Origin of the sequence: Erythrobacter sp. (assembly GCF_030066995.1) — a bacterium.
Classification (GTDB): Bacteria; Pseudomonadota; Alphaproteobacteria; order Sphingomonadales; family Sphingomonadaceae; genus Erythrobacter.
Genome location: NZ_JASJAP010000001.1, coordinates 967,607 through 993,602, shown reverse-complemented (window position 1 = coordinate 993,602; position 25,996 = coordinate 967,607). Strand labels below are relative to the sequence as shown.

The window sequence follows — 25,996 nt, the reverse complement described above, 5'->3', positions numbered from 1 at the left end:
GTCGCCCCCCTGACTGCGTCTCAAGCCAGCGAAATGATGCCGACCGCGAAAGGCGGCGAAGTCAAACAGCCCGATTCGGACTATTTCAACGCGCTCTCGACCGAGGTGAACGACAAGGGTTTTCTGGTCACCTCGACCGAAGACGTCTTTAACTGGGCGCGCACGGGCTCATTGTGGTGGATGACGTTTGGCCTTGCGTGCTGCGCGGTCGAGATGATCCACGTCAACATGCCGCGCTATGACATGGAGCGTTTTGGCGCTGCCCCGCGCGCGAGCCCACGCCAGTCAGACCTGATGATTGTCGCGGGCACTTTGTGCAACAAGATGGCGCCGGCCTTGCGCAAGGTCTACGATCAGATGTCCGATCCCAAATATGTGATCAGCATGGGTTCGTGCGCCAATGGCGGCGGCTATTACCACTACAGCTATTCGGTCGTGCGCGGCTGTGACCGCATAGTGCCGGTCGATATCTACGTACCCGGCTGCCCTCCCACCGCCGAGGCGCTGCTCTACGGTGTCATGCAGCTTCAGCGGAAGATCCGCCGCGTCGGGACAATCGAGAGATAACGCGCGCCGATGGTCGCTCACTCCGCCCCCAAATACGCCTCTAACGAAGGTGTCCTCGACGCGCTTATTGCGAGTGTCAGCGTCTGGTGCGAAAGCGCGCGCGAAGAGCACGGGGAGATCATCCTCACCACCAAGCGCGACCAGATCGAGACGGTTCTGCGTACGCTGCGCGATGATCACCAGTACCAGCAGCTGATGGAAATCGCGGGCGCGGATTATCCCGAACGGCACGAGCGCTTCGAAGTCGTCTACATGCTGCTCTCGCTGACCAAGAACCATCGGATCATGGTCAAGGTGTCGACCGATGAGAACACGCCGGTGCCCACGGTCACCACGCTGTGGCCCAATGCCGGTTGGCTCGAGCGCGAAGTGTTCGACATGTTCGGAGTGACGTTTGCGGGCAACAAGGATCTGCGCCGCATCCTGACCGATTATGGCTTTGAAGGGCACCCGTTCCGCAAGGACTTCCCGATGACGGGCTACACCGAACTGCGTTATTCCGAGGACGAGAAGCGCGTCGTTTATGAGCCGGTGGAACTGGCGCAGGATATGCGGACCTTCGACTTCCTCTCACCTTGGGAAGGGTCGGACTATGTTTTGCCGGGCGATGAGAAGGCCGCGCCGCCTGAGCCTGAGCCCGAAACGGATGAAGAGGTCGAAGAAGAACCCGTCGATGGCGTCGCATTCGAAATCGAACACGCCGACAGGAGTGAGGAGGGCGAAAACTGATGAAACTCGAAGAATCGCCCACCACGGATGGCAACGTCATAACCAATTATACGATCAATTTCGGCCCCCAGCACCCGGCCGCGCACGGCGTTTTGCGCATGGTGATGGAGCTGGACGGCGAAGTGATCGAGCGCGTCGATCCGCATGTTGGCCTGCTGCACCGCGGCACCGAAAAGCTGATCGAGCAGAAGACTTACCTGCAGGCGCTCCCGTATTTTGACCGGCTCGATTACTGTTCGCCGCTGTGCCAGGAGCACTCTTACGTACTCGCGATCGAGAAGCTGCTCGATCTCGAAGTGCCACTTCGCGCGCAATATCTGCGCGTTCTGTTCGCTGAGCTCACGCGCATCTGCAACCACATGCTCAATATGGGCGCGCACGTGCTTGATGTCGGCGCGTTCACGCCGAACCTGTGGATCATGGACCTGCGCGAAGACTGCATGAACTTTTTCGAGCGGGCCTCGGGTGCGCGGATGCATTCAGCGTGGTTCCGCCCCGGCGGTGTGCATCAGGATGTGCCCGAGAAGCTGCTCGTTGATATTGGCGACTGGCTCGACAACCGCTTCTTCCAGCTGTTCGACGACGCGATGAGCCTTGTGATGGACAACCGCATCTTCAAACAGCGCAATGTCGATATCGCCGTTGTCAGCCGCGATGATGCGATAGCTTGGGGCTTTAGCGGCCCGATGATCCGCGCTGCCGGTATCCCGTGGGACATCCGCAAGTCGCAGCCTTACGATGTCTATGACCGGATGGAATTCGACATTCCGGTCGGCACCAATTCGGACTGCTACGATCGCTTCATGGTGCGCGTGAAGGAAGTGCGCGAGAGCGCCAAGATCATCAAACAGTGCCTGCGTGACATGCCCGAGGGCCCGATTGCGAGCACCGATGGTAAGGTCTCACCGCCCAAACGCGGCGAGATGAAGCAGACGATGGAAGCGCTGATCCACCACTTCAAGCTCTACACCGAAGGCTTCCACGTACCGAAGGGCGAGGTTTACGTTGCGACCGAAAGCCCCAAAGGCGAGTTTGGCGTCTATCTCGTGAGCGATGGCACCAACAAGCCCTACCGCTGCAAGATCCGCCCGACCGCGTTCAGCCACCTTCAGGCGATGGACATGATGAGCAAGGGCCACATGCTGCCCGACGCGACCGCCATTCTGGGCGCGATCGACGTGGTGTTCGGGGAGTGTGACCGGTGATGACTGGTTGGATTCGCAAATACACTCTTCTGGTGGCGGTCTTTGTTGCGGTCGCGATCTATATCGCATCGCGTGAGCTGTTGGCCGCATCGGCCTTGGTGGCTGCAACGATCGCAGTCGTTGTCGGAGCAGCGTCTTCGCATCTTTGGGACCGTTTCGTTATGAATACGGAGGCGACTGATGGCTGACCGCACCCCCGCACCTCATACGCCCGAACTCCGCGGCACTGTGATTTCCTGCGAAAGCAGGAATCCAGCCTCCAACGCCGCATCTGGGCTCCTGCTTTCGCAGGAGATCAAAGGCAGGGAGTGTGACCGGTGATCGCGCTTCTGCTGAGCCTCTACGCTGCGCAAGCCGACGTTCCCGACGCGGCGCCACAAGCTGACATTGCCACCTGCCGCGAAGCCGGAACTGAACAGAGACTGGTGGACGCGTACTCGATACAACGGCACTTGGCAGACCATAGTGTCGAACTTGTCCGCGCAATCCTTCGCGGCGATAATGAGGTGATCAGGTCCAACGTGGCGAGCAATGTGGCTCTGCTCACCTTGGATGAAGCCAACCGTCCGATGCCCCGTGTCGTTGGAGTCGATAAGCTCAAAGATGCGATCCAAGACGCTCGGCCAGTGAGTTATCAGTTCGCCGCGACGCCGCTCGACCGCGATGCCCGCGACCTTTGCGCGCGCAATGACGTGCTCATTACCGTGCTCAGGGCGGACGGACAGGACGGCTACGATGTGTACATGAGCTATCTGCGCGGTTTCCTGTTCGAGGTTGAGATGGTGCCGATTGAGTCGCGCTCTGGAAAACTCGGAGTACGCAGCAATGGCTGACCGCACACCCGCACCGGACACACCCGAATTGCGCGCACGTTGGGGTGACTTTGCCTGGACCAAGGAGAACAAGGCCAGGGCCGATTACCACATCTCCAAATATCCGGACGGGCGCCAGAAATCGGCGGTGATGGCGCTGCTTGACCTTGCCCAGCGTCAGGTTGGCGAAGAGACCGATACGCAGGGCTGGCTGCCCATGCCGGTGATCGAATATGTCGCCGACTATCTCGATATGCCTGCGATCCGCGTGCTCGAAGTCGCGACCTTCTATTTCATGTACAATATGAAGCCGGTCGGGAAGTATCACGTGCAGGTCTGCGGGACGACGCCGTGCATGCTGCGTGGCTCGGACGATATCATCAGCGCTTGCAAGAAACGCGGGATGGCGTTTGGCAAGGTCTCCGAAGACGGCCTTTGGACGCTGACCGAAGTCGAATGCATGGGCAATTGTGCCACCGCGCCGATGGTCCAGATCAACGATGACAATTACGAAGACCTGACGCCCGAACGCCTCGACACCGTGCTCGACGCGCTGGCCAAGGGTGAGCAGCCCAAAGCTGGCACGCAAGAGCCCGGCCGACACACCTCCGAACCCAAGGATGGGGTCACCACGCTCAAGGACATGGTCGACGCCAACCACGATTACCGGGGGGAATGGTGATCAACGGCGCCACCATCGCCTTGATGATGGCCGGACTGATCGGCTTTGGTGTGGGGGCCTACCTCGCCGCAACCGGCGAGCGCACGACCGGCATTGCCTTCATGGGTATGGGGTTAATTTTTCAGGCGCTCACGCTGCGTCAGCTGAAGATGGCCCGACTGGCCAGAAGTGAACAAGAGGGATCGAGCGATGCTGGCTGATAAGGACCGCATCTTTACCAACGTCTATGGCTTCCAGGATTGGGGCCTCAAAGCAGCGCAGGCGCGCGGGGATTGGGACAACACCAAGGCGCTGCTTGAGCGCGGGCAGGACACGATCATCGAAGAAATCAAGGCCAGCGGTCTGCGCGGCCGGGGCGGGGCGGGTTTCCCCACCGGTCTTAAATGGTCGTTCATGCCCAAGGAAAGCAAGGACGGTCGTCCCAGCTTTCTCGTGATCAATGCCGACGAATCCGAGCCAGGCAGTTGCAAGGACCGCGAGATCCTGCGCCACGATCCGCACAAGCTCGTCGAAGGCGCTCTGGTTGCCGGCTTCGCCATGCGCGCGCGGGCGGCCTATATCTACATTCGCGGGGAATATATCCGCGAGGCCGAAACGCTTCAGGCGGCGATTGACGAGGCGTATGACGCGGGCCTCATCGGTAAGAATGCGAGCGGTTCGGGCTACGACTTCGATGTCTTCATGCATCGCGGCGCGGGCGCCTACATTTGCGGCGAAGAGACCGCGATGATCGAAAGCCTCGAAGGCAAGAAAGGCCAACCGCGCCTCAAGCCGCCGTTCCCGGCGGGCGCAGGGCTGTATGGCTGCCCGACCACCGTCAATAATGTCGAGAGCATCGCGGTCACGCCCACCATCCTGCGGCGCGGCGCGAGCTGGTTCAACAGCTTCGGGCGCGAGAACAACGCGGGCACAAAGCTGTTCCAGATCAGCGGGCATGTCGAAAACCCCTGCGTCGTCGAAGAGGCGATGAGCATTCCGTTTGAGGAACTGATCGAGAAGCACTGCGGCGGCATTCGCGGTGGATGGGACAATCTGCTCGCCGTCATTCCGGGTGGCTCCTCGGTGCCGCTGGTGCCCGCCGAGCAAATCCGCGAAGCGCCGATGGATTTTGACGGTTTGAAGGAGCTGGGTTCCGGTCTTGGCACCGCGGCGGTGATCGTGATGGACAAGTCCACCGATATCGTGCGCGCGATTTCGCGTTTGAGCTACTTCTACAAGCACGAAAGCTGCGGCCAGTGCACGCCCTGCCGCGAAGGCACGGGGTGGATGTGGCGCGTCATGGAGCGCCTGCGCACTGGCGATGCAGCGATCGAGGAAATCGACATGCTGCACGAAGTCACCAAGCAGGTCGAAGGGCATACGATTTGCGCTCTTGGTGACGCCGCCGCGTGGCCGATCCAGGGCCTGATTCGCCACTTCCGCCCCGAGTTGGAACGCCGGATAGTAGAACACAACGCGCAATTCGCGGAGGCGGCGGAGTGATTAGTCCCACCTTCTCCAGTCACCCTGAACTTGCTTCAGGGTCTATCTCACTGAATGCACTGTCAGTCGCTGAGGCTCGATGGATGCTGAAACAAGTTCAGCATGACGGAGTATGCTGTGCCTAAAGTCACCGTAGACGGCGAAGAAATCGAAGTTCCGGCGGGCGCGACTGTCCTTCAGGCGTGCGAGCTTGCTGGTAAGGAGATTCCGCGTTTTTGTTACCATGAACGCTTAAGTATCGCTGGTAACTGCCGGATGTGCCTTGTTGAAGTGAAGCCGGGGCCGCCCAAGCCGCAGGCATCCTGCGCGCTGCCCGCTGCCGACAATCAGGAGATCCGGACCGACACCCCGATGGTCAAGAAGGCCAGAGAGGGCGTGATGGAGTTTCTGCTCGTCAATCACCCGCTCGATTGCCCGATCTGCGATCAGGGCGGGGAATGCGATCTCCAGGATCAGGCGATGATGTACGGGCGCGGGGCATCGCGCACCAAGGAGCACCGCCGCGCGGTAACCGAGAAATATATGGGCCCGCTGATCAAGACGGTCATGACCCGCTGTATCCACTGCACACGCTGCGTTCGTTTCTCCGAGGAAATAGCAGGCGTTGACGAAATCGGCGCGCTCTATCGCGGCGAGGACATGCAGATCACGACCTATCTTGAGCAGGCGGCCAAGCACGAGCTTTCCGCCAATGTGATCGATCTGTGCCCGGTCGGCGCTCTGACGTCGCGCCCTTACGCCTTTGAGGCGCGCCCTTGGGAGTTGAAGCGCACGCTGAGTATCGATGTCTCGGATGCGGTTGGCGCCAACATCTCGTTGCACTCAAAGGGACGCGAAGTGATGCGTGCCCTTCCGCGCGTGAACGACGATGTGAACGAAGAATGGCTCTCCGATAAAGGCCGCTACCAGGTCGATGGCCTGACCAAGCGTCGCCTCGACAAGGTTTACGTGCGCAAAGGCGGCAAGCTTCAGGCGTCCGACTGGAACGAAGCGTTTGGGAGCATCGCCAGCGCTCTCGGATCGGACAAGAGCTCCATCGCGGCGGTCGCGGGCGACCTGGTTGATTGCGAGACGATGTTTGCGGCCAAGGCGCTGCTGAAGGCGTGCGGCTCTTCTCTCACCGAAGCGCGCCAGACGGGTATGACCTACGATGTCTCGAACATCGCTGCGGTCAATTTCAATTCGACGCTCGCCGGGATCGAGACCGCCGACGCTATCCTGATCATCGGCAGCCACGTGCGCTGGGAGGCGCCCCTGGTGAACCCGCGCCTTCGTAAGGCGGTAAAGGCGGGAGCGAAGGTCTTTGTCATCGGGCCCGAATGGGAGACGACCTTTCCGACGACGTTCCTGGGGACCGATCTCAAGGTGCTCAACCGCGTACCCAAGGCATTGGGTGATGCAATGATGGCGGCGGAGCGCCCGGCGGTGATCCTGGGCGGTGCGGCTCTCGCCAAGGGTGCGCTGGCTCCGGCGCTCAAGCTGATCGACAGGTTTGGCCTCGTCAAAGACGATTGGAATGGTTTCAACGTGCTCCACATGAGCGCGGCGCGCATGGGCTCGCTGATGCTCGACTTCACGGTCGAGGGTGGCATGGCCGACATCGCAGACGCCAGGCCAAAGGTTACCCTCAGCCTCGGCGCGGACGAGATGGACTTCGCTCCCTTTGCGGGCAGCCTCAAGGTCTATATCGGCCATCACGGCGACAAGGGCGCGCACGCAGCCGACGTGATCCTGCCCGCGGCGAGCTACGCCGAAAAGGACGGGACTTACGTCAACACAGAGGGTCGTGTGCAGTTCGCTGAGAAAGCGGTCTTTGCTCCCGGTGACGCGCGCGAGGACTGGACGATCCTGCGCGCGCTGGCGGATGCTTTGGGCGTGAGCGTCGGCTTTGACAGCTTCGGAGAGCTGCAATCGGCGATGATCGCCGAAGTGCCTGCGCTGGGCGAAGAGGGCCTCGCGGATTACGGCGCTCTGCCCAAGGCGGACGCCAGCGCCAAGGCGGAAGGCGAGATCACCGCTTACCCGATCACCGACTTCTACCTCACCAACCCGATCGCCCGGGCGAGCCAGGTCATGCAGCAATGCTCCGCCGAACTGCTCCACGCGGACGGGATCAAGGAGGCAGCGGAATGAGTTTTCTGCGCTCAATGATTTCCTGCGAAAGCAGGAATCTAGTTTCCACTGTCGGAACTGGGCTCCTGCTTTCGCAGGAGCGCAAGAAAGGCCCGTCCTCGTGACCCCCTTCTTCCAATCGCTCGGCCTTCCATACGAATGGGCCTGGACCATTGCGACGGTGCTCGGGATTGTGATCATCTCGTTGCTCGTGATGCTGGCCGTCGCCATGGTCATCTATGTCGACCGAAAGGTGCTTGGCGCGATCATGCTGCGCCGGGGACCGAATGTGGTGGGCCCGTTTGGCTTACTCCAGTCCTTTGCCGATGGCCTCAAGGTTTTCCTCCAAGAGACCATCATCCCCAGCGCGGCGAATAAGGGCATCTTCCTTCTCGCGCCGATCATTACCTTCACCGTGGCGCTCGCCGCCTGGGCGGTGATCCCGTTTGACGCTGGCATGGTGATGGCGGACATCAATGTCGGCCTGCTCTACATCCTCGCGATCAGCTCTCTGGGCGTTTACGGCGTGGTGATGAGCGGGTGGGCGTCGAACTCGAAATACCCGTTCTTCTCGGCCATGCGGGCGGCGGCGCAGATGATCTCTTACGAGGTCTCCATCGGCTTTGTGCTGGTGTGCGTGGTGCTGTTCGTGGGCTCATTCAATATGAGCGAGATCGTGATGAGCCAGAAGGGCTTTGGCCTTGGCCTCATAAACGCGCATTTGGTGCACCCGCTGCTGTTCCCGATGTTCGTCGTGTTCTTCATTTCGGCGCTGGCGGAAACCGCGCGCGCGCCGTTTGACCTGACCGAGGCGGAAAGCGAGCTCGTTGCGGGATACCAAACCGAATATTCGAGCATGGCTTTCGCGCTGTTCTGGCTCGGCGAATACGCCAATATCCTGCTGATGTGCTCGCTGTGCACCCTGCTGTTCTTCGGCGGATGGCTGCCGCCGCTGGAACTGCCGTTCCTATACTGGGTGCCGGGGATCGTGTGGTTCCTGCTCAAGACGTTCCTGTTCTTCTTCATGTTCAGCTGGATCTGGGCGACTGTGCCGCGCTATCGCTATGACCAGCTGATGCGGCTTGGCTGGAAGGTGTTCCTGCCCATGAGCCTTGTGTTTGTCGCGCTGGTCAGTGGTTACCTGATGGCGATTGGACACTTTGCAAAATGACTACCGCAATCCAGCTCCTTAAGTCGTCCGCCGCACTCGTCACCCCGACGAAGGCCGGGGGCCAGACTGCAACCTCCGACCGGGATTCCGGCCTTCGCCGGAATGACGGAGAGAAGAGATGACCTCCATCGCTCAACTCGCAAAGTCGTTCACCCTGTGGGAATTCCTCAAGGCACATGCGCTGACCTTGAAGTATTTCTTCAAGCCCAAGGTGACGATCAATTATCCCTTCGAGAAGTCGCCTCTGTCCCCGCGTTTTCGCGGGGAGCATGCGCTGCGCCGTTATCCCAATGGCGAAGAGCGCTGCATCGCGTGCAAATTGTGCGAAGCGGTGTGCCCGGCACAGGCGATCACGATCGAGAGCGAACCGCGTGAGGACGGCAGCCGTCGCACCACGCGCTATGATATCGACATGACGAAATGCATCTATTGCGGCTTTTGCCAGGAGGCTTGCCCGGTGGATGCCATCGTCGAGGGGCCGAACTTCGAATACGCCACCGAAACGCGCGAGGAACTGCTCTACGACAAGGCGAAATTGCTTGCGAACGGTGACAAATGGGAACGGGCCATTGCGGCCAATCTTGAAGCGGATGCGCCCTATCGCTAGGGGGCTTCGCAAGGTTTAGGGATCGGTGATTCCGTCGCTTTCGTCATCCCGGCGAAGGCCGGGATCCAGCAAGGACAGGGATCAAAAAGCCGTATTCTGGACCCCGGTCTACGCCGGGGTGAAGAATGTAGCGAAAACGTCATGATACAGGCTCTCGCCTTCTACCTTTTTGCAAGCGTTGTGATCGCCAGCGCCGTGATGGTGATCATGGCCCGCAACCCCGTGCATTCCGTCCTGTGGTTGATCCTCGCCTTCTTCAACGCGGCGGGCCTCATGGTGCTGGTCGGGGCGGAGTTCATCGCGATGCTGCTGGTGATCGTCTATGTGGGCGCGGTCGCGGTGCTGTTCCTGTTCGTCGTCATGATGCTCGACATCGACTTTGCCGCGATGCGCGCGGGGTTTATTCGCAACTTCCCGCTCGGCATTCTTATCGCCGCCATTCTCCTTGCCGAACTGATGCTGGCTGTGGGTGCTTACGGAGCCGGCGGTATCGAGCTTGGCCAGACCGACGGCAGCGCCGCAACGCCGGTCGGTGCAAGCAATATCGAGGCGATCGGTGCGCTGCTTTACGGGCGCTACATTCTCCTGTTCGAGATCGCCGGGATCATCCTGCTGGTAGCCATGATCGGCGCCATTGTCCTCACTCATCGCGAACCCAAGCCCGGCGCGCGTGGTCGTCAGGACATCGGCAAGCAGATTGCCCGTCGCCCAGAGGAAGCCACTGTCATGAAGCAGCCGACCGTCGGCGAAGGGGTCGAGCTGTGAACGAGATTATCGGCATCGAACATTACCTAGTGGTGGGTGCGATCCTGTTTGTGCTCGGCGTGCTGGGTATTTTCCTCAACCGCAAGAATGTGATCGTCATCCTTATGGCCGTCGAGCTCATCCTGTTGGCGGTAAACATCAACTTTGTCGCCTTCAGCGCGTTTATGCAGGATCTGGTTGGACAGGTCTTTGCGATGCTGGTGCTGACGGTCGCAGCGGGTGAAGCGGCCATTGGGCTTGCCATTCTCGTCATCTACTTCCGCGGTCGCGGTACTATCGCGGTCGACGACGTGAACCGGATGAGAGGGTAGGGCACCGATGCATTCCATCCTCTTCGTTGTCTTCGCACCGTTAGCGGCCGCGATCATCGCAGGCTTTGGCAACCGCATGCTCGGTAACACCGGCGCGAAGTTGGTCACGACCGGCGCGCTGTTCCTATCAGCCGCGCTTAGCTGGCCGATCTTTATCGGGTTCCTGACTGGAAGCGCGTCCGCTGAAGTCGTGCCGGTGCTCCAATGGGTGCGCTCGGGCGACATGACGTTCGATTGGGCGCTGCGGGTCGACACCCTCACCGCGGTCATGCTGGTGGTGATCAACACCGTCTCCGCCCTCGTTCACCTCTACAGCTGGGGCTATATGGATGAGGATCCCTCGCAGCCCCGCTTCTTCGCGTACCTCTCGCTGTTTACCTTCGCCATGCTGATGCTGGTGACCGCCGATAACCTTGTGCAAATGTTCTTCGGCTGGGAAGGGGTCGGGCTCGCCTCCTATTTGCTCATCGGGTTCTGGTATCACAAGCCGAGCGCGGGCGCGGCGGCCATCAAGGCTTTTGTGGTCAATCGAGTGGGCGATCTGGGCTTCATGCTTGGCATCTTCGGCACGTACCTTGTGTTCAGCACGACTTCGATTCCCGAAATCCTCGAAGCGGCTGCGTCGATGAGCGGAGCGACGATTGGCTTTCTCGGCGCGCGCTGGCCGACCATGGACATTCTCTGCATCCTGCTCTTCATCGGGGCGATGGGAAAATCCGCGCAACTGGGCCTTCACACCTGGCTTCCGGACGCGATGGAGGGCCCAACGCCTGTCTCGGCGCTGATCCACGCCGCGACCATGGTGACCGCGGGCGTGTTCATGGTGTGCCGCCTCTCACCCATGTTCGAAGCCGCCCCGATTGCGCTGGCCATGGTGACAGTCGTGGGCGCAGCGACGTGCTTCTTCGCCGCGACGATCGGCACGACGCAATGGGACATCAAGCGCGTGATCGCGTATTCGACCTGTTCGCAGTTGGGCTATATGTTCTTCGCCGCGGGCGTTGGCGCCTATGGTGCGGCGATGTTCCACCTGTTTACCCACGCCTTCTTCAAGGCGCTGCTGTTCCTGGGTGCGGGCTCGGTCATCCACGCGATGCACCACGAGCAGGACATGCGCTATTATGGCGGGCTTCGTAAGCGTATTCCGATTACCTTCTGGGCGATGATGGCGGGCACGCTCGCGATCACGGGGCTGGGCGTCTATCACCTTGGTGCAGGGTTCGCAGGCTTCTGGTCGAAGGACGCGATTATTGAGGTTGCTTTTGCTCGCGGCACGGGCGCGGCGAGCTTTGCGTTCTGGATGGGCGTTATCGCGGCGCTGCTGACGAGCTTCTACTCCTGGCGCCTGATGTTCCTGACATTCTGGGGAACACCGCGCTGGATCGAGAGCGAGCATATCCAGCACTGCGTTCACAAAACGCCGGAAGAAGCGGGTGCGGATACAACCGGGGGGTATCACCCGCACGAAAGTCCGTGGGTCATGCTGATCCCGCTGATTGTGCTGACCGTCGGCGCTGTTGCGGCCGGTCAGATCTTTGCGCCCGCTTTCCTTGATAGCGCAGATTTCTGGGGCGGTTCGATATTTTACAATGAGAACTTGATCCACGCGATGCACGAGGTTCCCTACTGGGTAAAATACTCGGCGTTTGTCGTGATGCTGTTGGGGCTTAGCGGGGCGGTCTACGCATATCTGTTGAAGCCGGATGTTCCCGCAAAGTTTGTGAGCGCCGTCGCTCCGTTGCACAATTTCGTGTTTCGCAAATGGTACTTCGATGAGTTGTATGACGCGATCTTTGTAAAGCCTGCCTTCTGGTTCGGGCACCAGTTCTGGAAGCTGGGCGATATCGCGACGATTGATCGCTTTGGCCCCAATGGCGTTGCCTGGGCTGTTCAGCGCGGCGCCGTCGCGGCCAAAAGCATCCAGTCGGGCTATCTCTACACCTACGCCTTGATCATGCTCCTCGGGCTGATCGCGGCGACAACCTACGCGTTGCTCTAGGGGGCCTCATTTCAATCATGGACGGCTTCCCTATTCTATCGATCATGCTGCTCGTGCCCCTCGCTGGCGCGATCATCTGCCTGTTCGTTGAAGCCAACGCGGCGCGATGGACCGCGCTCTTGGCAACATTCGCCACCTTTGCGCTCGGCGTGATGCTGTGGGCGAATTACGATATTGGCGGTGACCAGTGGCAGTTCACTGAGCGCGCCGAACTCGTCGCCGGTTTCAGCTACGCGCTGGGCATCGATGGCATTTCGCTTCTGCTCATAATGCTCAGCGTCTTCCTGATGCCGATCTGCGTTCTGGCCAGCTGGGGGGCGATCCAGAAGCGTGTCGGCGAGTATATGTCCGCCTTCCTGTTCATGGAAACTCTGATGATCGGCACGTTTGCCGCGCAGGATATCTTCCTTTTTTACGTCTTCTTTGAAGCTGGTCTGATCCCGATGTATCTGATCATCGGCGTGTGGGGCGGCGACAATCGCATTTACGCGAGCTACAAATTTTTCCTCTACACGCTGATCGGTTCGGTCCTGATGCTGATCGCGATGTTCTGGATGGTCGCCCTGGCCGGCACCTCGGACATCCCGACATTGATGCAATACGACTTTCCCGCGGGCGCTCAGACCTGGCTTTGGCTGGCCTTCTTCGCAAGCTTTGCGGTGAAGGTGCCGATGTGGCCGTTCCACACCTGGCTGCCCGATGCGCACGTGCAAGCGCCCACGGCGGGTTCGGTGATCCTTGCGGGCGTTCTGCTGAAACTGGGTGGGTACGGCTTCCTGCGTTTCAGCCTTCCAATGTTCCCGCAGGCATCGGCTGATTTCGCCTGGCTCGTTTTTGCGCTCTCGATGGTGGCGGTCGTCTACACCTCGCTTGTCGCGCTGGTTCAGCACGACATGAAGAAGCTCATCGCCTATTCCAGCGTTGCGCACATGGCGATTGTGACGGTGGGCCTGTTTGCCTTCAACGTGCAAGGGCTGGAAGGCGCGGTGATCATCATGCTCAGCCACGGCCTCGTCTCTGGCGCGCTCTTCTTGTGCGTGGGCGTCATCTATGACCGCCTGCACACTCGCGAGATCGAGCGTTACGGCGCGCTCAGCAACAACATGCCCTATTACGCACTGTTCTTCCTGCTGTTCACGATGGCGAGTATCGGTCTGCCGGGCACCAGCGGTTTCGTGGGCGAATTCCTCTCGCTTGCGGGCATTTATCAGGTTTCGACGACCGTGGCGCTGATCTGCACCACGGGTATCATTCTGGGCGCAGCCTACATGCTCTACCTCTACCGCCGGGTCGCTTTCGGTCCGGAGAAGAACGAGGACGCGCAGGCGATGGGCGACATATCGCCGCGCGAATGGGCCATGCTTGCACCCATTGCTGCCGTTGTCATGTGGATGGGCGTTTATCCGGAGAGTTTCCTCGCCCCCATGCGCGCGGATATCGCCGCGCTTGACGCGCGCATCGCTGCGGCCGCGCCTGCAAGCGACAGCCAACTGGCAGTCGGAACCCCGAAAGCGGATGCCGCTAACGCTGTTCCCTATGTTGAGAGCCACTCTAACGACGCGAAGGATGGCGAACACTAATGGATTTCGCATCCTCCTTCGCGCTCACGACGGCCGAGCTCATCCTGACCGGCGCGGGCCTGGTCCTGCTGCTTTGGACGGCGTGGGCCGGCGATAAAGCCGCCAAGCCGATCGCCTACGCCGCCGTTCTGGCGTTCTTCGCAGCCGGCTTCACGCTTGTGCCTGGCCTTCACGATGGCGCTATCGGACCAGCGACGCTTGCTTTTGGCGGGCTGTTGAAGATCGACAGTTTTGCACTCTTTTCCAAAGCGCTGATCTATCTTGCCGCTATTGGCTGCCTTCTGGTTGCGCCCGGATTTTTCAATAGCGACGCGGCGGGCACCGAGCGGGGAATGCGCGCTGAATACGCGGTGTTGGTCCTGTTTGCCGCGCTGGGCATGAGCCTGATGGTTTCGGCCAATGATTTCATGTCGCTCTATTTGGGGCTCGAGCTCAACAGCCTTTCAGCCTATGTCCTTGCATCGATCCTGCGCGCGGACACCCGATCCGCCGAAGCCGGACTGAAATACTTCGTGTTGGGCGCGCTGGCCTCCGGCATTCTGCTCTACGGCGTAAGTCTGTTGTATGGTTTCACAGGCGGCACTGACTTTGCGGGCGTGCGCGCGGGGTTGACCGGAGAACTTGGCACTGGTGCCCTGTTCGGCCTCATCTTCGTGATGGCTGGCCTGGCGTTCAAGATTGCGGCTGTGCCCTTCCACATGTGGACGCCGGACGTCTACGAGGGTGCGCCGACCCCCGTAACCGCCTTCTTTGCCACCGCGCCCAAGGTCGCAGCCGTGGCGCTGACCGCGCGCGTGGTCTTCGAAGTGTTTGGAGCGCAGGTCGAAGCGTGGCGTCAGATCGTGATGTTCACCGCGCTGGCTTCGATCGTCTTCGGCGCGCTGGGCGCGATTGGTCAGGAGAATCTGAAGCGTTTGCTGGCGTATTCGTCGATCAACAATGTCGGCTTCATCCTGCTCGGCCTTGCAGTCGCGAACCAGGCCGGGGCAGCCTCAATGCTGGTCTACCTTTTCATCTACGTCGCAATGAGCCTTGGCAGCTTCACGGCCCTGCTTATGCTGCGCAGCAAAGAGGGGGATCTTTACGAAACCTTCGGCGATATTGCGGGCCTTGCTGTCACACGCCCGGCGATCGCCTGGGGCCTGTTGTTCCTCATGTTCAGCCTTGCGGGTATTCCCCCGCTGCTTGGTTTCTACAGCAAGTTCGTTGTGTTTCAGGCGACAGTTGAGGCGGGTCTGGTAGCCTTCGCCGCAATTGCCATCGCCGCGAGCGTGATCGGCGCGTTCTACTACATCAAGTTCGTCAAGGTCATGTTCTTCGACGAGCCAGTGGATCTGGTCACCGGCAAGAGCGGTACCGCGCACTGGGTGCTGCTGGCGGTGACGGCGGCCATCATTTCGCCCATCGGCTATCTGCTGACCCCTTCACTGACTGACTTGGCGGGCAAGGCTGCTGGCGCCCTGTTCCTCACGATTTGATACATCTCGTAGACCAAACGAGCTCGACCAACGCTGACGTGGCCGCCGCCGTGCGATCAGGCGAGGTTCGTGAAGGGGACTGGCTCGTTGCGCGTCGCCAAACGGCGGGCAAGGGTCGTCAGGGGCGCGAATGGTTCGACGGATCGGGCAATTTCATGGGGTCGACCGCGGTTGCGCTTCACCCCAGCGATCCGCCCCCGGCAACCTTGAGCTTCGTGACCGCGCTTGCGGTGTATGAGGCGGTACAAGAAGCCCTCTCAGGAGCAGCGCAGCCCAGACTTAAGTGGCCCAACGACGTGTTGATCGGTGGGGGCAAGCTTGCCGGCATTCTGCTCGAACGGGTTAGAGACCGTGTCGTTGTGGGCGTTGGCGTCAATCTGGCCAAGGCGCCGGATTTACCGGACCGCAAGGCGGCGGCGCTGGCGGATTTCATCCCCACTCCGGATTTGGAGCCGTTTGCGGACACGCTGTCGCGGCGCTTCGCAGAGCGTCTGGCGAACTGGCGTCAATTGGGCCTGGCAACCCTGCTTAAAGAGTTTCAGCTGTGTTCGGTGCACGCCCCCGGCGCGCGCGTGCGCGTGCACGATCAGGACGGCAGCTGTATCGAAGGCGCCTTCGCCGGTCTTGATGACAGCGATGGCGCCTTGCGCCTTCGCTTGGCGGATGGCTCAGAACGTGTCATTCGCGCCGGGGATATAGTTTAAGAGGCAATTCCATGCTGCTTGCCGCCGATGTCGGAAACACCAATGTCGTTTTTGCGCTGTTCGACAACAGCGGGGAAGGCGTTCCTGCGCTCAAGGCGCGCTGGCGCATCGCCACTGATCCGCGGCGCACCGGGGATGAATACGCCGTTTGGCTGCTGCAATTGCTGAAGATCGAGGGCGTCGCGCGTGAGGATATCACGCAGATCATCTTCGCATCGGTGGTGCCCCGCGCGGATCACAACCTCGATGTGCTGGCGCAAAAGTACTTTGGCATTACGCCGCTGTTTGCAGGGCAGGGCGCGGCGCGCTGGCGGTTCGAGATCGATGTCGACCAACCCAGTTCGCTGGGCGCTGATCGCGCGCTCAACATCTTGGCCGCGCATTACAAGTATGGGGGAGACCTGATCGCGGTCGACTTCGGAACTGCGACCAAGTTTGAGGCCATCGACTTCAACGGAGCTTACAAGGGCGGCTCGATCGCGCCCGGCATTAACCTTTCACTCGACGCCTTGGTAGGCAAGACGGCGAAGCTGCCGCGCATCGCGATACGCGCGCCTGACAGTACCAGCGTCATCGGTCGCAATACCGAGGATCAGATGCTGATCGGCGTTTTCTGGGGTTATGTTGCCATGATGGAGGGCATCATTGAGCGAATGAAGGCGGAGATTGGGCGTTCCGCAAAAGTGGTCGCGACCGGCGGATTGGCGGTCCTCTTCGACGAGGCCACCGGTGCTTTCGACCATGTCGATGTGGACCTGACGATCGAAGGCCTTGCTATCCTGGCGCAGCAGGCCACTAGCGGCGAATAGAACAACCAACCGACTGACAGCGCGTGAAAAAAGACTTTACCCCCGAAAACGAGCTTCTCTTTCTGGCGCTTGGAGGCTCCGGCGAGATCGGCATGAACGTCAACCTGTACGGTTGCGAGGGCAAATGGTTGATGGTGGATCTGGGTATGACGTTCTCGGGCGGCGAATATCCGGGCGTTGACCTCGTGTTTGCCGATCTCGACTTCATTGAGGAGCGCGTGGACGATCTTCTCGGGGTTGTGCTCACACACGCGCATGAGGACCATATTGGGGCGGTCCCCTACTTCGCCGGGGAGCTTGGCGTTCCACTGTATGCGACGCCGTTCACCGCCGATCTGGTGGCGCGCAAGTTGGAAGAGGCGGGCCTGCTAGGGCAGGTTGAACTCAATATCATCGAGGACGATCATGGATCTTTCGATCTGGGGCCTTTCAGTGTCGCCTATGTCCCGCTCGCGCATTCGATTGCGGAGGGGAACGCGCTTCTGATCGACACGCCCTATGGCCGCGTCTTCCACACCGGGGACTGGAAGCTGGACGAGGAGCCCATCATCGGTGAGCCGACCACCCAGGAAGAGCTTCAGGCAATGGGCGAGCGGGGCATTCTGGCGCTCGTATGCGATAGCACCAATGTCTTCAATCCCAACCCTTCCGGGTCCGAAGGCGCGGTTCACCGGGCCTTGATGGAAGAGATCGCCGCGCACGCCGGCAAACGTGTCCTTGTCACGACGTTTGCAAGCAACGTTGCGAGGTTGCAGACTCTGGGCGAGGTTGCGCGTGAAACCGGGCGGCAGGTCTGTGTGGCGGGTCGTTCGCTTGATCGCATCATCGCCGTCGCGCAGGACAACGGTTATCTCGTCGATTTCCCCGAACCCGTTGACTTTGACACAGCCATGGGTCTGCCACGCGGCGAGGTTCTGATCTTGGCAACCGGCGGGCAGGGTGAACCGCGCGCTGCGCTGAGCCGGATCGCCGATGACAGCCACCCGATCGAGCTTTCGAGCGGGGATGTCGTGCTCTTCTCTTCGCGTCAGATCCCGGGTAACGAGATCGCTATCGGCAAGGTTCAAAACCAGCTTGCGGACAAGGGCGTCACGATGGTGACCGACCGGCAGAGCCTTATTCACGTTTCGGGCCATCCGGGCCGACCGGAGCTTGAAGCGCTGTACAGCTGGTTGCGTCCCGAAGTGCTTGTGCCCGTCCACGGTGAGATCCGGCATATGCGCGAGCAAGCGCGGCTTGGCGCCTCGTGCCAGATTCCGAACAATGTTGTTCAGAAAAACGGCGAGATCGTGAAGCTGGCACCTGGCAAGCCAAGTGTGGTGGCTCGGGTCGTGAGTGGCCGACTGGTGCTTGACGGCGATATCATCGCGCCTGCGGATGGCGAAGCGGTTACGATGCGGCGCCGGATTGCGCATGAGGGCGTGCTCCTCGTCGTTCTTGAACGCGGCGCGCTTCCCTTGATCGAAGCCATTGGTCTTCCCCTGGACGAGGATATGCCCGATTTTATCGAAGAGACACAGCAAGACATCCTCAAAGCCATCGGGAAGCTGCGCGGCAAAGATGCAAGGGATCCCGCCGCCGTTCATGAAGCGGCCCGTCTCGCCGCGCGCCGCGCGGCGCGCCGATGGTCGGGCAAAAGCCCTCAGGTTCGGGTGATCATGCCCGCCCAAGGCCAGCGAAGTTGAGGTCGACGTCGTGGAATGGACTTCGATCCTGGCGATCTACTTTCTGATCTGGGTGCTGAGCGCCTTCGTGCTGCTGCCCTTTGGCGTGAAGACTGCCGACGAAGCGGGTGTTGCCAAAGTGCCCGGTCAGGCTGATAGCGCTCCGGCCAACTTTCGGCCCGGTCCGCTGATCATTCGAGCAACGATCATCGCGGCCCTGCTGACCACGATCTATGCGCTCAATTACGAATATGGGTGGATCACGGTCGAGAACATCGACGTGCTGCCGACGCCAGAGCAATTCAAGCGTTCCCAGTAGAGCAAAGCCTCACGTGCGCAGCCGCTCAATGCTTTGCGCCAGCGCCACGTAAAGCTTGCCCACGTCCGATCCGAGAATGGTGACGCTGAGCGCGTTCCCGTCGCGCGTGGAGAGCATGGCGCGAAGCATCGCTTCAAAGTCATGAATGTAGCGATTGACATGCGCCTTGAAGGTCTCGTCGCTTTGATACAGCTCCGCGACGCCCTTTGCATCGTTGTTGTCCAGCAGGCGCACCGCGCGCCGGGTGAATATGCCGCGATCGCCTTTGAGGTAGGAATCCCAGGCCGTGTCCGAAACCTCGGTCGCCATCGCGCCGGTGATATCGATCGCTGAGGAATTGAGACTGTCGGTGATAAGCGCCATGCGCCGCGTGAAGTCGCTGTTCACTTGCTCCTCGGCAAGGTCGCGCGCGCGCGCAACTCGCTGCTCAAGATTGCTGATGAGGTCGTTCACCCGTCCTAACTGATCGCGCAACTGGATCGTCGCCTCGCGCCCGACGCCGGAGGCGTGCGCTGCGGCCTGTTCCATGGCTCCGATCGCTTCAGCGCTGTCGCTGCGAAGCGACTTTTCGAGCGCAGCGACTGCCTCGTGACTGAGTTCGGAAGCAAGCGCGCTGACCTTGGTCCGCGCCCCTTCATCGAGGGTTGCCATGGTTGCTTTGGTGGCTTCTTCCAGTTTGTCGAGCGCTTCGATCAGGGCATTCTGCGTCTCGTCTGCAAAGGATTCGCTATCCTGAGACAAGCGTTCAAGTGCACCGCGCAAGCCATTGAGCTTCGCGAGGGCTTCGTCGGAGCTGTCCGCGATTCTCGCCTGCAACGCCTCGATAGAAGCGTCAGTCTGCACCAAGCCCTCGTTGGTCTTGATCAGATAGGAAGAGAGGTCTTCGCTTTTCTCACTCATCGCGATCATCGTCCGGCCCAGCCGCGCCGAGCGCTCTTCAAGCGACGTGAGGTGCTCGGAGGCGGTGTCGATCGCTTGCGGCAGATCTTCGCGGCTGTGCTTTGCGCCGGACTGAATGATCTCAAGCAAGCGGACACTGGCGTCGGTCAAGGCGCTGAGGTTGGCTTCCGCTTCGATCAGCAAGGCGCGCTTTACCTCCAGTCGCTTGCCGAGGTCGTCCATGCCCTCGGTCAAGCCAGTGCGGGTGTTCACACCGAGTTCGCGTACGCGCTCGATCGTCTCGCTGAGCGTGTCGAGCTGTTTCGCCATCTCATCGCCGTGAGCGACAAGCTTTTCGGTTTCGGCAAGCTGCGCATCGCGTTTCTCGGCCAACGTGTCTTCTAGCGCTGCGAGACGCTGCGACAGGGCTTCGGCTGCCTCGGCTTCGCGAGCGTCGAATTCAGATTGGCGACGGGCCATTTCCTCGAAGAAACGAGCATCGCGCGTCTGCATTCGGTGATCGAACCTTTCGGCTTCCTCGTGAAGCTCCTTGACGCGCTTTTGCGAGGCTTCCAGCGCCTGCTTGTCGAGGCCATCAAGCACGCTGATCATGTCCGTAACATCGTGCTCCATCCGGTCCTTCGATTCGCGCAGTCTTTCTTTGGCCTCGTCTTCCGCCTTTCGCATCTGCGCCCCGATCGCGCGCGTTTCGGACTGAAGCAGCGTGATGCGTTCGTTCATGTCGGTAAGCGCCTGGGTCTCGGTTTCGGTAATCGAGCCGCGGTATTCTTCGGCCTGGCTCTGAAGGGACGAGAAGCGACTGGCGAGCGTTTGTTCGATCCGCGTGAGCTGCGCGTCGAAAGTCTCAATCGTCTTGCCGATCTTGGAGGTCAGAGCCGAGACCTGGGTCTCGCTCGCGGTGCCAAAAACGTTCAGGCGTTCAAAGCCTTCGACAAGCTTTTCGAGCTGTTCGCGCGCGGTTCGTCCGGTGTTTCCGACCTGATTGTTCACATCGCGCGCCGAGTTGGCAATCACCGGAAGATCATCGCGCAATCGGGTCATGTTGGCTAGCGCTGTATCGCTGGCGGTTCCGATCGTCTCTACCTGTTTCCCATTGGTCTGGATGAGATCCTGAAGTTCCGCTGCGTTGGTCGACAGCCTTTCAGCCGCAATCCGGCCAAGCGCTTCGAGGTCACGCGACTGGGAAGCGAGGAATTCGCGCGCCAGGCTAAGCTCGCGATTGACCACGCTCAGCCGCTCTTCAAGCTGAGCGCTTTCGTGGCTCAGCATGGCTGCGCTGGTTGCAAACCGGTTCGCCTCTCGGGTCGAATTGCGCATTGCCAACAGCCAGATCATGCAGATGAGCAGAACGGGAACGGACCAGTCGATAAACCAGCGGACCCATTCGGCGGGGGCGGCGCTGGCGGCTGCGCCGAGTTGATCCTGCAAAGCCCAGCCATAAAGGCCACTCCATCCGGCGATCGCAATGAGAGCAAGCGCGCTCGCAATCAGTCCAAGCGTGTCCTTGCGAGGGGCCTCAGCTTCCTCGAAAGCCTCGGCCTCCAGCAAAACCGGCTCTTCTTCGCCGATTTCCTCAAGGGTCTCGTCCAGGACAAGCTCATCGCCTTGCGCCGAAACCTCTGTGGTTTTCGCGCCTACGGCTCGAATGATGTGGTTTTTTCCAGTCATAGCCTATCATACCACACCCTAGGACGTGATAAACCCCGCCTTAACCCTCAGGCCGTATCGCCTGTGGGTATGGCGTTTGAAAACGGAGCCCTCGACGCGACCCTTGCCGCGGCGGCCGGTGATGATCCGGCACTCATGATGGAATTGCGCGGTGCCTTCGTTGAAAGCGCGCGCACGCAGCTTGATTTGCTGCGCCGTTCACGCTGCGACGGCAACTGGACGGTGGCAGCGATGCGGTTGCGGGGCCTGGCGGCGAGTTTTCACGCCGAGGATCTTCTTATCGCTGCCCAAGGCGCTTTGGACGCCGCTCCGGGCGAGCCCGCCTCGATCCGGGAGATCGAGACCGTCCTTTCACGCTTTTCCGGCCAAATCTAACCCTGCCCCAAAAAGGAACACCTTTCGGGTCGCACCGCTTGCGGGCTTTGCCGGGGCGCGCCATCAGCTAACTCAGGTTTAACCATACTGGGCTAGGGCCTAACACGGTCAGTTGCCTTTGGGGGTTACTAAGGCTTTGGGAAGCGATTGGATAAGGATTTCGCGTTGAACGACGCCGATGGGAACCCTGTCGACACCGTGCTGCGTGACGAGCTTGCCCGCGCGGACCGCGCGTTGGGCGGTGTTGCGCCGGTTCTGGCGCACGTCCTTGCAAGCTCGGGGCACGCCTTGGTGAACGACGCCATCGTTGCGCGCGTGCGCGGAATGTTGAGCGACATGTCGGTTCAACTGGTCAATCGTCTTCCAGATCCTGTCCTTGAGCGTATCACCGAGCAAGACGAGCCGGTCGATCGGCTAGTCGAGCGCCTTGCGAACGACACGCCAACGCTTGCGCATGTTCATGCGATTGCGATGGAGGGTGTGCTGACTGATCGTCTGGACCAGCGCGCTTCGATCGATCCGATCCTTAGTCCCTTGTCGCAGGAACTGATCGCCTCACACGAGGAAACGACCGCAGAGACCGCGATGCTTGCTCTGGCGGCGCAATCGCGGTTCATGCAGGCCCAGCGGCGAATGCAGTATCCGGTTCTGGAATTGCCCGCCGAAGCGCTGGAGCGGGTGATGCGGCTATGGGCGCGTTCCACGCCGATGGAACATGAGGCCGCGGTCACCGAAGCGATGCGAGAGCTGAAAGCGGACTACGATGAAGCGCAAAGCCGGGGCGGCCTTATCGCGCGCCTCGTCGCGTCCATGCGCGGCGGCGTGGTGGCCGCGCTGGAGCTTGAGCACGCGGGCCTTGCGCTGTTCGTCAGCGCGCTTGCGCATCGCACGGGTCAAAGCCGGGATCGCGCTGTGCTGGCGTGTCACGAAATGCAGGCCGTTCGCCTTGCCGTCAGTCTTCGGGCAGCGGGGCTGGATGCGACGGCGATCGAGCGTCAGTTTCTGGTGCTGGAATCGCAGAGCAACGTTCCGCACCAGTTCGTCGAACTCACCGCCGATGCGGCGCTTGCCATGCTTCAGGACAGCGAAGGCTTTACCTATGCGGATGGGCACAGGTGATGGAGCGCCAGACCAGCCTTCTGGCCGCGCGCGGCGTTACCGATGACAGGGATCGGCTTCTGACCGCGGATGATCCGCTGGCGGACTTGCACCAGCGTTGCGGAGGCACGCTGCCCGGGACTCTGGCGGTGCCCGAATTGCTCGAGCTTGTTCAGCAAGGGCGCCGGATGGGACTGAAGATCGCGCGCGAGTTTAGCGCCTATGATGGTGAGGAGATGGTTTCCGGCTTTGTGCGCGTGCATCCGCTCGACGAAGAGCGCGGTGGAGGGTGCGAGGTCCTTATCGAGAACTGGCAGCGGCGCGCGGTGCGCGAACCCAATTCGCGCGATCTCGCCGAGCGCCTTGATGCCATCGATCAGGCCTGCGCCGAGATCACTGCCCGGCTTGATCCTGAGCAGCGTATTCAATTGTTTCAATCGACGGCCGTCGATGCGCAAGCCTTGGAGAAAGCTGTCAGCGAGGCCCCCGGCAGCGTGTGGACGGATCACATCGCCCTGGATGGCATAGCGCATCGTCAGCCGCTTCACTGGAGGCTTCTGGACGGGGCGCGCTGCCGGGTGCCGGGATCGTCACGGGGTTGGCGCGTCCGTTTGCTTCCACTGGGGGCTGGCAACGGCGCATCGCGCGGATTCGATCTTTTGCTTATCGCGGATCATCCGTTGAGCCGCCGTGCGAGCGCTGTCGACGACGAGGATCGCGGCCCGACGCACTCTCAACTGATCGGTCGGACCCTGACCCCGGTGCTGCGCGAGCCGATCGCTCGGATTATCGCCAACGCGGAGACCATCCGCGCGCGCCTTGCCGGGCCGCTACGCGCCGAATACAGCGAATACGCAGGCAACATCGCCGCTGCCGGTCAGCATCTCAATGGCCTGCTTGATGATCTGGCCGATCTGGAGGTGGTCGAGGCCGAGGATTTTTCCACTGCCAGCGAAGAGGTCGATCTGGGCGACGCGGCTCGCCGGGCTGCGGGCATTCTGGGAGGGCAGGCCAGCGCGAAGAACATCGAACTGACGCTGCCGATCCGCGAAGACACGCCGCGCGCCAGAGGCGAGTTTCGGCGGGTGCTGCAAATCCTGATCAACCTGATCGGCAACGCCATCGCCTACTCACCCGAAGGCAGCGCGATTACGATCACCAGCGAGGGTCTGGATGAACGTGGGTTTGTGACCCTTACCGTGCGCGATCAGGGTCCGGGCGTGGACAGGGATCAGGCCGAGCGCATGTTCAACAAGTTTGAACGGCTTGGGCGAGAGAACGACGGCGGCACTGGCCTTGGCCTTTACATTTCATCGCGATTGGCGCGCGCCATGGGAGGCGCGCTGACGGTCGCAAATCCCGGTGAGGCGGGGGCCGCTTTCCAGCTCGCGCTGCCGCATTACGATACGGACTGAACTCACTGTCGCGGGCCGAATCGGGCCGATAACAGCCATATCAGACCTCCGAAAGCCGCGACGATCGCGCCGTAGAGCCCCCATTCGCGTTGGGCGAGCATGAAACTGTGCGGCGGCCACATCAGTATACCAAGGCCCTGCAAGGACCACAGTGCGCCAAGGACGATCAGAACAATGGCGATGATCCGCGCGAGCCGTTTCATCATTCATGGCCCTGCAAAACCGGTCGGCCCTACAACGGCTCAGCGCTGATCGATCGGAACGTAGTCCCGCTGCGTGGGACCGGTGTAGAGTTGGCGCGGGCGACCGATCACTTGCGCGGGGTCGGAGATCATCTCGTTGTACTGCGCCACCCAGCCCACAGTGCGAGCCAAGGCAAACAGCGCGGTGAACATCGTCGTCGGGAAACCGATGGCGGACAGGATGATGCCGGAGTAGAAGTCGACGTTCGGGAAGAGCTTCTTTTCTTTGAAATAATCGTCGTTGAGCGCGATCTCCTCGAGTTGGAGCGCGGTTTCGAACACCGGATCCTTGACCTTCAGCGCGTCGAACACCTCGCGCACGGTCGACTGCATCACCGTCGCGCGCGGGTCATAGTTCTTGTAGACGCGGTGGCCAAAGCCCATCAGGCGGAACGGATCGTTCTTGTCCTTGGCCCGCTCGATGTAGTGCGGGATCTTGTCCGGGGTGCCGATCTCGCGCAGCATGTTGAGCGCGGCTTCGTTCGCGCCGCCATGCGCCGGGCCCCACAGGCAGGCAATGCCCGCCGCGATGCAGGCGAACGGGTTCGCGCCCGAGGAACCGGCGAGGCGCACGGTCGATGTCGAGGCGTTCTGTTCGTGATCGGCGTGGAGGATGAAGATGCGATCCATCGCCTTTTCGACCGCCGGGATGACTTCGTATTTCTCCGCCGGGACGCCAAATGTCATGCGCAGGAAGTTCCCAGTGTAGCTGAGCGAATTATCAGGCTGCATGAAAGGTTGGCCGATTGCGTATTTGTACGCCATCGCCGCGATCGTCGGCATTTTGGCAATCAATCGGTGCGAGCTGATTTTGCGATGCTCGGGGTCCGAAATGTCGGTGCTGTCGTGATAGAACGCGGAGAGCGCGCCGACCACGCCGCACATGATCGCCATCGGGTGCGCGTCGCGGCGAAAACCGGTGTAGAACGTGCGCAGCTGTTCGTGCAGCATGGTGTGACGCGTGATCGTGTAGACGAAGTCGTCATGCTCTTCTTTGCTCGGCAGTTCGCCGTTCAAAAGCAGATAGGCGACTTCCATGAAGCTCGAATGCTCGGCGAGCTGACCGATTGGGTAGCCGCGGTGCAGCAACACGCCTTCATTGCCATCGATATAGGTCAGCGCGCTTTCGCAGCTTGCGGTCGATTTGTAGCCCGGATCGAAGGTGAAGGCGCCCGTTGCACCGTAAAGCTTGCGGATATCGACCACATCGGGGCCGGTGCTGCCGGAATGGACCGGGAACTCATGGGTGGTGCCATTCAATTCCAGCGTCGCGTGCTTGTCTGCCAAGGTGTATCTCCTGTC

The 25,996-nt window shown here is 60.8% G+C and carries 26 protein-coding genes; 23 read left to right on the top strand and 3 right to left on the bottom strand.

The genetic code is table 11. The annotated features are described in order from the left end of the window. The first annotated feature begins 33 nt into the window (after nt 1-33). The 20 genes from QNI87_RS04740 (at nt 34) to QNI87_RS04645 (ending at nt 18,996) form a co-directional block, all read left to right on the top strand. On the top strand, nt 34-567 hold the full coding sequence (locus QNI87_RS04740; RefSeq protein ID WP_300595314.1) for an NADH-quinone oxidoreductase subunit B: 534 nt from the start codon (nt 34-36) through the stop codon (nt 565-567). Nucleotides 568-576: 9 nt separating this feature from the next. Further along, a complete protein-coding gene (locus tag QNI87_RS04735; protein WP_300594682.1) occupies nt 577-1,296 on the top strand; it encodes an NADH-quinone oxidoreductase subunit C in 720 nt (239 codons plus the stop codon). Continuing rightward, nucleotides 1,296-2,501, top strand: coding sequence for an NADH-quinone oxidoreductase subunit D (locus QNI87_RS04730; RefSeq protein WP_300594679.1), 1,206 nt, complete (start codon nt 1,296-1,298; stop codon nt 2,499-2,501). Before QNI87_RS04735 ends, QNI87_RS04730 begins: the two co-directional genes overlap by 1 nt. Beyond that, nucleotides 2,501-2,689, top strand: a complete 189-nt coding sequence (locus tag QNI87_RS04725) for a hypothetical protein (protein WP_300594676.1) — start codon at nt 2,501-2,503, stop codon at nt 2,687-2,689. Before QNI87_RS04730 ends, QNI87_RS04725 begins: the two co-directional genes overlap by 1 nt. A gap of 129 nt (nt 2,690-2,818) precedes the next feature. Then, on the top strand, nt 2,819-3,334 hold the full coding sequence (locus tag QNI87_RS04720) for a hypothetical protein (RefSeq protein WP_300594673.1): 516 nt from the start codon (nt 2,819-2,821) through the stop codon (nt 3,332-3,334). Continuing rightward, entirely contained in the window at nt 3,327-3,995 is a 669-nt protein-coding gene (nuoE, locus tag QNI87_RS04715) for an NADH-quinone oxidoreductase subunit NuoE (protein ID WP_300594671.1), read from the top strand. The genes QNI87_RS04720 and nuoE overlap by 8 nt, the downstream gene beginning before the upstream one ends. After that, nucleotides 3,989-4,195, top strand: a complete 207-nt coding sequence (locus tag QNI87_RS04710; RefSeq protein ID WP_300594668.1) for a hypothetical protein — start codon at nt 3,989-3,991, stop codon at nt 4,193-4,195. The genes nuoE and QNI87_RS04710 overlap by 7 nt, the downstream gene beginning before the upstream one ends. Then, nucleotides 4,185-5,477, top strand: coding sequence for an NADH-quinone oxidoreductase subunit NuoF (gene nuoF / locus QNI87_RS04705; protein WP_300594666.1), 1,293 nt, complete (start codon nt 4,185-4,187; stop codon nt 5,475-5,477). Before QNI87_RS04710 ends, nuoF begins: the two co-directional genes overlap by 11 nt. Before the next feature lie 117 nt (nt 5,478-5,594). Next, on the top strand, nt 5,595-7,610 hold the full coding sequence (gene nuoG, locus QNI87_RS04700) for an NADH-quinone oxidoreductase subunit NuoG (protein WP_300595313.1): 2,016 nt from the start codon (nt 5,595-5,597) through the stop codon (nt 7,608-7,610). 100 nt (nt 7,611-7,710) lie between these two features. Next, nucleotides 7,711-8,760 (top strand): NADH-quinone oxidoreductase subunit NuoH, encoded by a 1,050-nt coding sequence (gene nuoH / locus QNI87_RS04695; protein WP_300594663.1) that lies wholly within the window; start codon nt 7,711-7,713, stop codon nt 8,758-8,760. 118 nt (nt 8,761-8,878) lie between these two features. Further along, nucleotides 8,879-9,367 carry an NADH-quinone oxidoreductase subunit NuoI gene (gene nuoI / locus QNI87_RS04690; protein WP_300594662.1) on the top strand — a complete coding sequence of 163 codons (489 nt, stop codon included), beginning with the start codon at nt 8,879-8,881 and terminating at the stop codon, nt 9,365-9,367. Between the two features lie 141 nt (nt 9,368-9,508). Continuing rightward, complete coding sequence (locus QNI87_RS04685; protein ID WP_300594659.1) at nt 9,509-10,132, top strand: NADH-quinone oxidoreductase subunit J; 624 nt, start codon at nt 9,509-9,511, stop codon at nt 10,130-10,132. A gap of 5 nt (nt 10,133-10,137) precedes the next feature. Continuing rightward, nucleotides 10,138-10,443, top strand: coding sequence for an NADH-quinone oxidoreductase subunit NuoK (gene nuoK / locus QNI87_RS04680; protein WP_300595312.1), 306 nt, complete (start codon nt 10,138-10,140; stop codon nt 10,441-10,443). A gap of 7 nt (nt 10,444-10,450) precedes the next feature. Further along, a complete protein-coding gene (gene nuoL, locus QNI87_RS04675) occupies nt 10,451-12,442 on the top strand; it encodes an NADH-quinone oxidoreductase subunit L (protein ID WP_300594656.1) in 1,992 nt (663 codons plus the stop codon). A gap of 17 nt (nt 12,443-12,459) precedes the next feature. Then, nucleotides 12,460-14,022 carry an NADH-quinone oxidoreductase subunit M gene (locus tag QNI87_RS04670; RefSeq protein ID WP_300594652.1) on the top strand — a complete coding sequence of 521 codons (1,563 nt, stop codon included), beginning with the start codon at nt 12,460-12,462 and terminating at the stop codon, nt 14,020-14,022. Beyond that, a complete protein-coding gene (nuoN, locus tag QNI87_RS04665) occupies nt 14,022-15,500 on the top strand; it encodes an NADH-quinone oxidoreductase subunit NuoN (protein ID WP_300594649.1) in 1,479 nt (492 codons plus the stop codon). Before QNI87_RS04670 ends, nuoN begins: the two co-directional genes overlap by 1 nt. After that, nucleotides 15,497-16,204, top strand: a complete 708-nt coding sequence (locus QNI87_RS04660; RefSeq protein ID WP_300594646.1) for a biotin--[acetyl-CoA-carboxylase] ligase — start codon at nt 15,497-15,499, stop codon at nt 16,202-16,204. The genes nuoN and QNI87_RS04660 overlap by 4 nt, the downstream gene beginning before the upstream one ends. A gap of 11 nt (nt 16,205-16,215) precedes the next feature. After that, nucleotides 16,216-17,013 (top strand): type III pantothenate kinase, encoded by a 798-nt coding sequence (locus tag QNI87_RS04655; RefSeq protein WP_300594643.1) that lies wholly within the window; start codon nt 16,216-16,218, stop codon nt 17,011-17,013. 23 nt (nt 17,014-17,036) lie between these two features. After that, nucleotides 17,037-18,698 (top strand): ribonuclease J, encoded by a 1,662-nt coding sequence (locus tag QNI87_RS04650; RefSeq protein WP_300594640.1) that lies wholly within the window; start codon nt 17,037-17,039, stop codon nt 18,696-18,698. Between the two features lie 10 nt (nt 18,699-18,708). Further along, on the top strand, nt 18,709-18,996 hold the full coding sequence (locus QNI87_RS04645) for a DUF1467 family protein (RefSeq protein ID WP_300594637.1): 288 nt from the start codon (nt 18,709-18,711) through the stop codon (nt 18,994-18,996). A 9-nt stretch (nt 18,997-19,005) separates the two neighbouring features. Here QNI87_RS04645 and QNI87_RS04640 read toward each other — a convergent pair whose 3' ends face one another. Continuing rightward, the gene (locus tag QNI87_RS04640) at nt 19,006-21,564 is read right to left on the bottom strand and encodes an ATPase (RefSeq protein ID WP_300594634.1); all 2,559 of its coding nucleotides are present in this window, start codon (nt 21,562-21,564) and stop codon (nt 19,006-19,008) included. Nucleotides 21,565-21,633: 69 nt separating this feature from the next. Here QNI87_RS04640 and QNI87_RS04635 point away from each other — a divergent pair, with 69 nt between their 5' ends. From QNI87_RS04635 to QNI87_RS04625, 3 genes are all read left to right on the top strand, one after another. After that, nucleotides 21,634-21,939 (top strand): Hpt domain-containing protein, encoded by a 306-nt coding sequence (locus QNI87_RS04635; protein WP_300594631.1) that lies wholly within the window; start codon nt 21,634-21,636, stop codon nt 21,937-21,939. Nucleotides 21,940-22,104: 165 nt separating this feature from the next. After that, a complete protein-coding gene (locus tag QNI87_RS04630) occupies nt 22,105-23,058 on the top strand; it encodes a hypothetical protein (RefSeq protein WP_300594628.1) in 954 nt (317 codons plus the stop codon). Further along, entirely contained in the window at nt 23,058-24,452 is a 1,395-nt protein-coding gene (locus tag QNI87_RS04625; RefSeq protein WP_300594624.1) for a HAMP domain-containing sensor histidine kinase, read from the top strand. Before QNI87_RS04630 ends, QNI87_RS04625 begins: the two co-directional genes overlap by 1 nt. 2 nt (nt 24,453-24,454) lie before the next feature. On the opposite strand, the gene QNI87_RS04620 is transcribed toward QNI87_RS04625, so the two are convergent. Together QNI87_RS04620 and QNI87_RS04615 are read right to left on the bottom strand one after the other, a co-directional pair. Beyond that, the gene (locus tag QNI87_RS04620) at nt 24,455-24,658 is read right to left on the bottom strand and encodes a hypothetical protein (RefSeq protein ID WP_300594621.1); all 204 of its coding nucleotides are present in this window, start codon (nt 24,656-24,658) and stop codon (nt 24,455-24,457) included. Between the two features lie 36 nt (nt 24,659-24,694). Beyond that, entirely contained in the window at nt 24,695-25,981 is a 1,287-nt protein-coding gene (locus QNI87_RS04615) for a citrate synthase (RefSeq protein ID WP_300594618.1), read from the bottom strand. Between the last annotated feature and the right edge of the window lie 15 nt (nt 25,982-25,996).

Excerpts from the sequence above, each read along its gene's own strand:
- QNI87_RS04740 (WP_300595314.1), top strand. The coding sequence starts at position 34 with ATGATGCCGACCGCGAAAGGCGGCGAAGTCAAACAGCCCGATTCGGAC.
- QNI87_RS04735 (WP_300594682.1), top strand. The coding sequence starts at position 577 with ATGGTCGCTCACTCCGCCCCCAAATACGCCTCTAACGAAGGTGTCCTC.
- QNI87_RS04730 (WP_300594679.1), top strand. The coding sequence starts at position 1,296 with ATGAAACTCGAAGAATCGCCCACCACGGATGGCAACGTCATAACCAAT.
- QNI87_RS04725 (WP_300594676.1), top strand. The coding sequence starts at position 2,501 with ATGACTGGTTGGATTCGCAAATACACTCTTCTGGTGGCGGTCTTTGTT.
- nuoE (WP_300594671.1), top strand. The coding sequence starts at position 3,327 with ATGGCTGACCGCACACCCGCACCGGACACACCCGAATTGCGCGCACGT.
- QNI87_RS04710 (WP_300594668.1), top strand. The coding sequence starts at position 3,989 with ATGGTGATCAACGGCGCCACCATCGCCTTGATGATGGCCGGACTGATC.
- nuoF (WP_300594666.1), top strand. The coding sequence starts at position 4,185 with ATGCTGGCTGATAAGGACCGCATCTTTACCAACGTCTATGGCTTCCAG.
- nuoI (WP_300594662.1), top strand. The coding sequence starts at position 8,879 with ATGACCTCCATCGCTCAACTCGCAAAGTCGTTCACCCTGTGGGAATTC.
- QNI87_RS04685 (WP_300594659.1), top strand. The coding sequence starts at position 9,509 with ATGATACAGGCTCTCGCCTTCTACCTTTTTGCAAGCGTTGTGATCGCC.
- nuoL (WP_300594656.1), top strand. The coding sequence starts at position 10,451 with ATGCATTCCATCCTCTTCGTTGTCTTCGCACCGTTAGCGGCCGCGATC.
- QNI87_RS04670 (WP_300594652.1), top strand. The coding sequence starts at position 12,460 with ATGGACGGCTTCCCTATTCTATCGATCATGCTGCTCGTGCCCCTCGCT.
- nuoN (WP_300594649.1), top strand. The coding sequence starts at position 14,022 with ATGGATTTCGCATCCTCCTTCGCGCTCACGACGGCCGAGCTCATCCTG.
- QNI87_RS04655 (WP_300594643.1), top strand. The coding sequence starts at position 16,216 with ATGCTGCTTGCCGCCGATGTCGGAAACACCAATGTCGTTTTTGCGCTG.
- QNI87_RS04640 (WP_300594634.1), bottom strand. The coding sequence starts at position 21,564 with ATGACTGGAAAAAACCACATCATTCGAGCCGTAGGCGCGAAAACCACA.
- QNI87_RS04635 (WP_300594631.1), top strand. The coding sequence starts at position 21,634 with ATGGCGTTTGAAAACGGAGCCCTCGACGCGACCCTTGCCGCGGCGGCC.
- QNI87_RS04625 (WP_300594624.1), top strand. The coding sequence starts at position 23,058 with ATGGAGCGCCAGACCAGCCTTCTGGCCGCGCGCGGCGTTACCGATGAC.
- QNI87_RS04620 (WP_300594621.1), bottom strand. The coding sequence starts at position 24,658 with ATGATGAAACGGCTCGCGCGGATCATCGCCATTGTTCTGATCGTCCTT.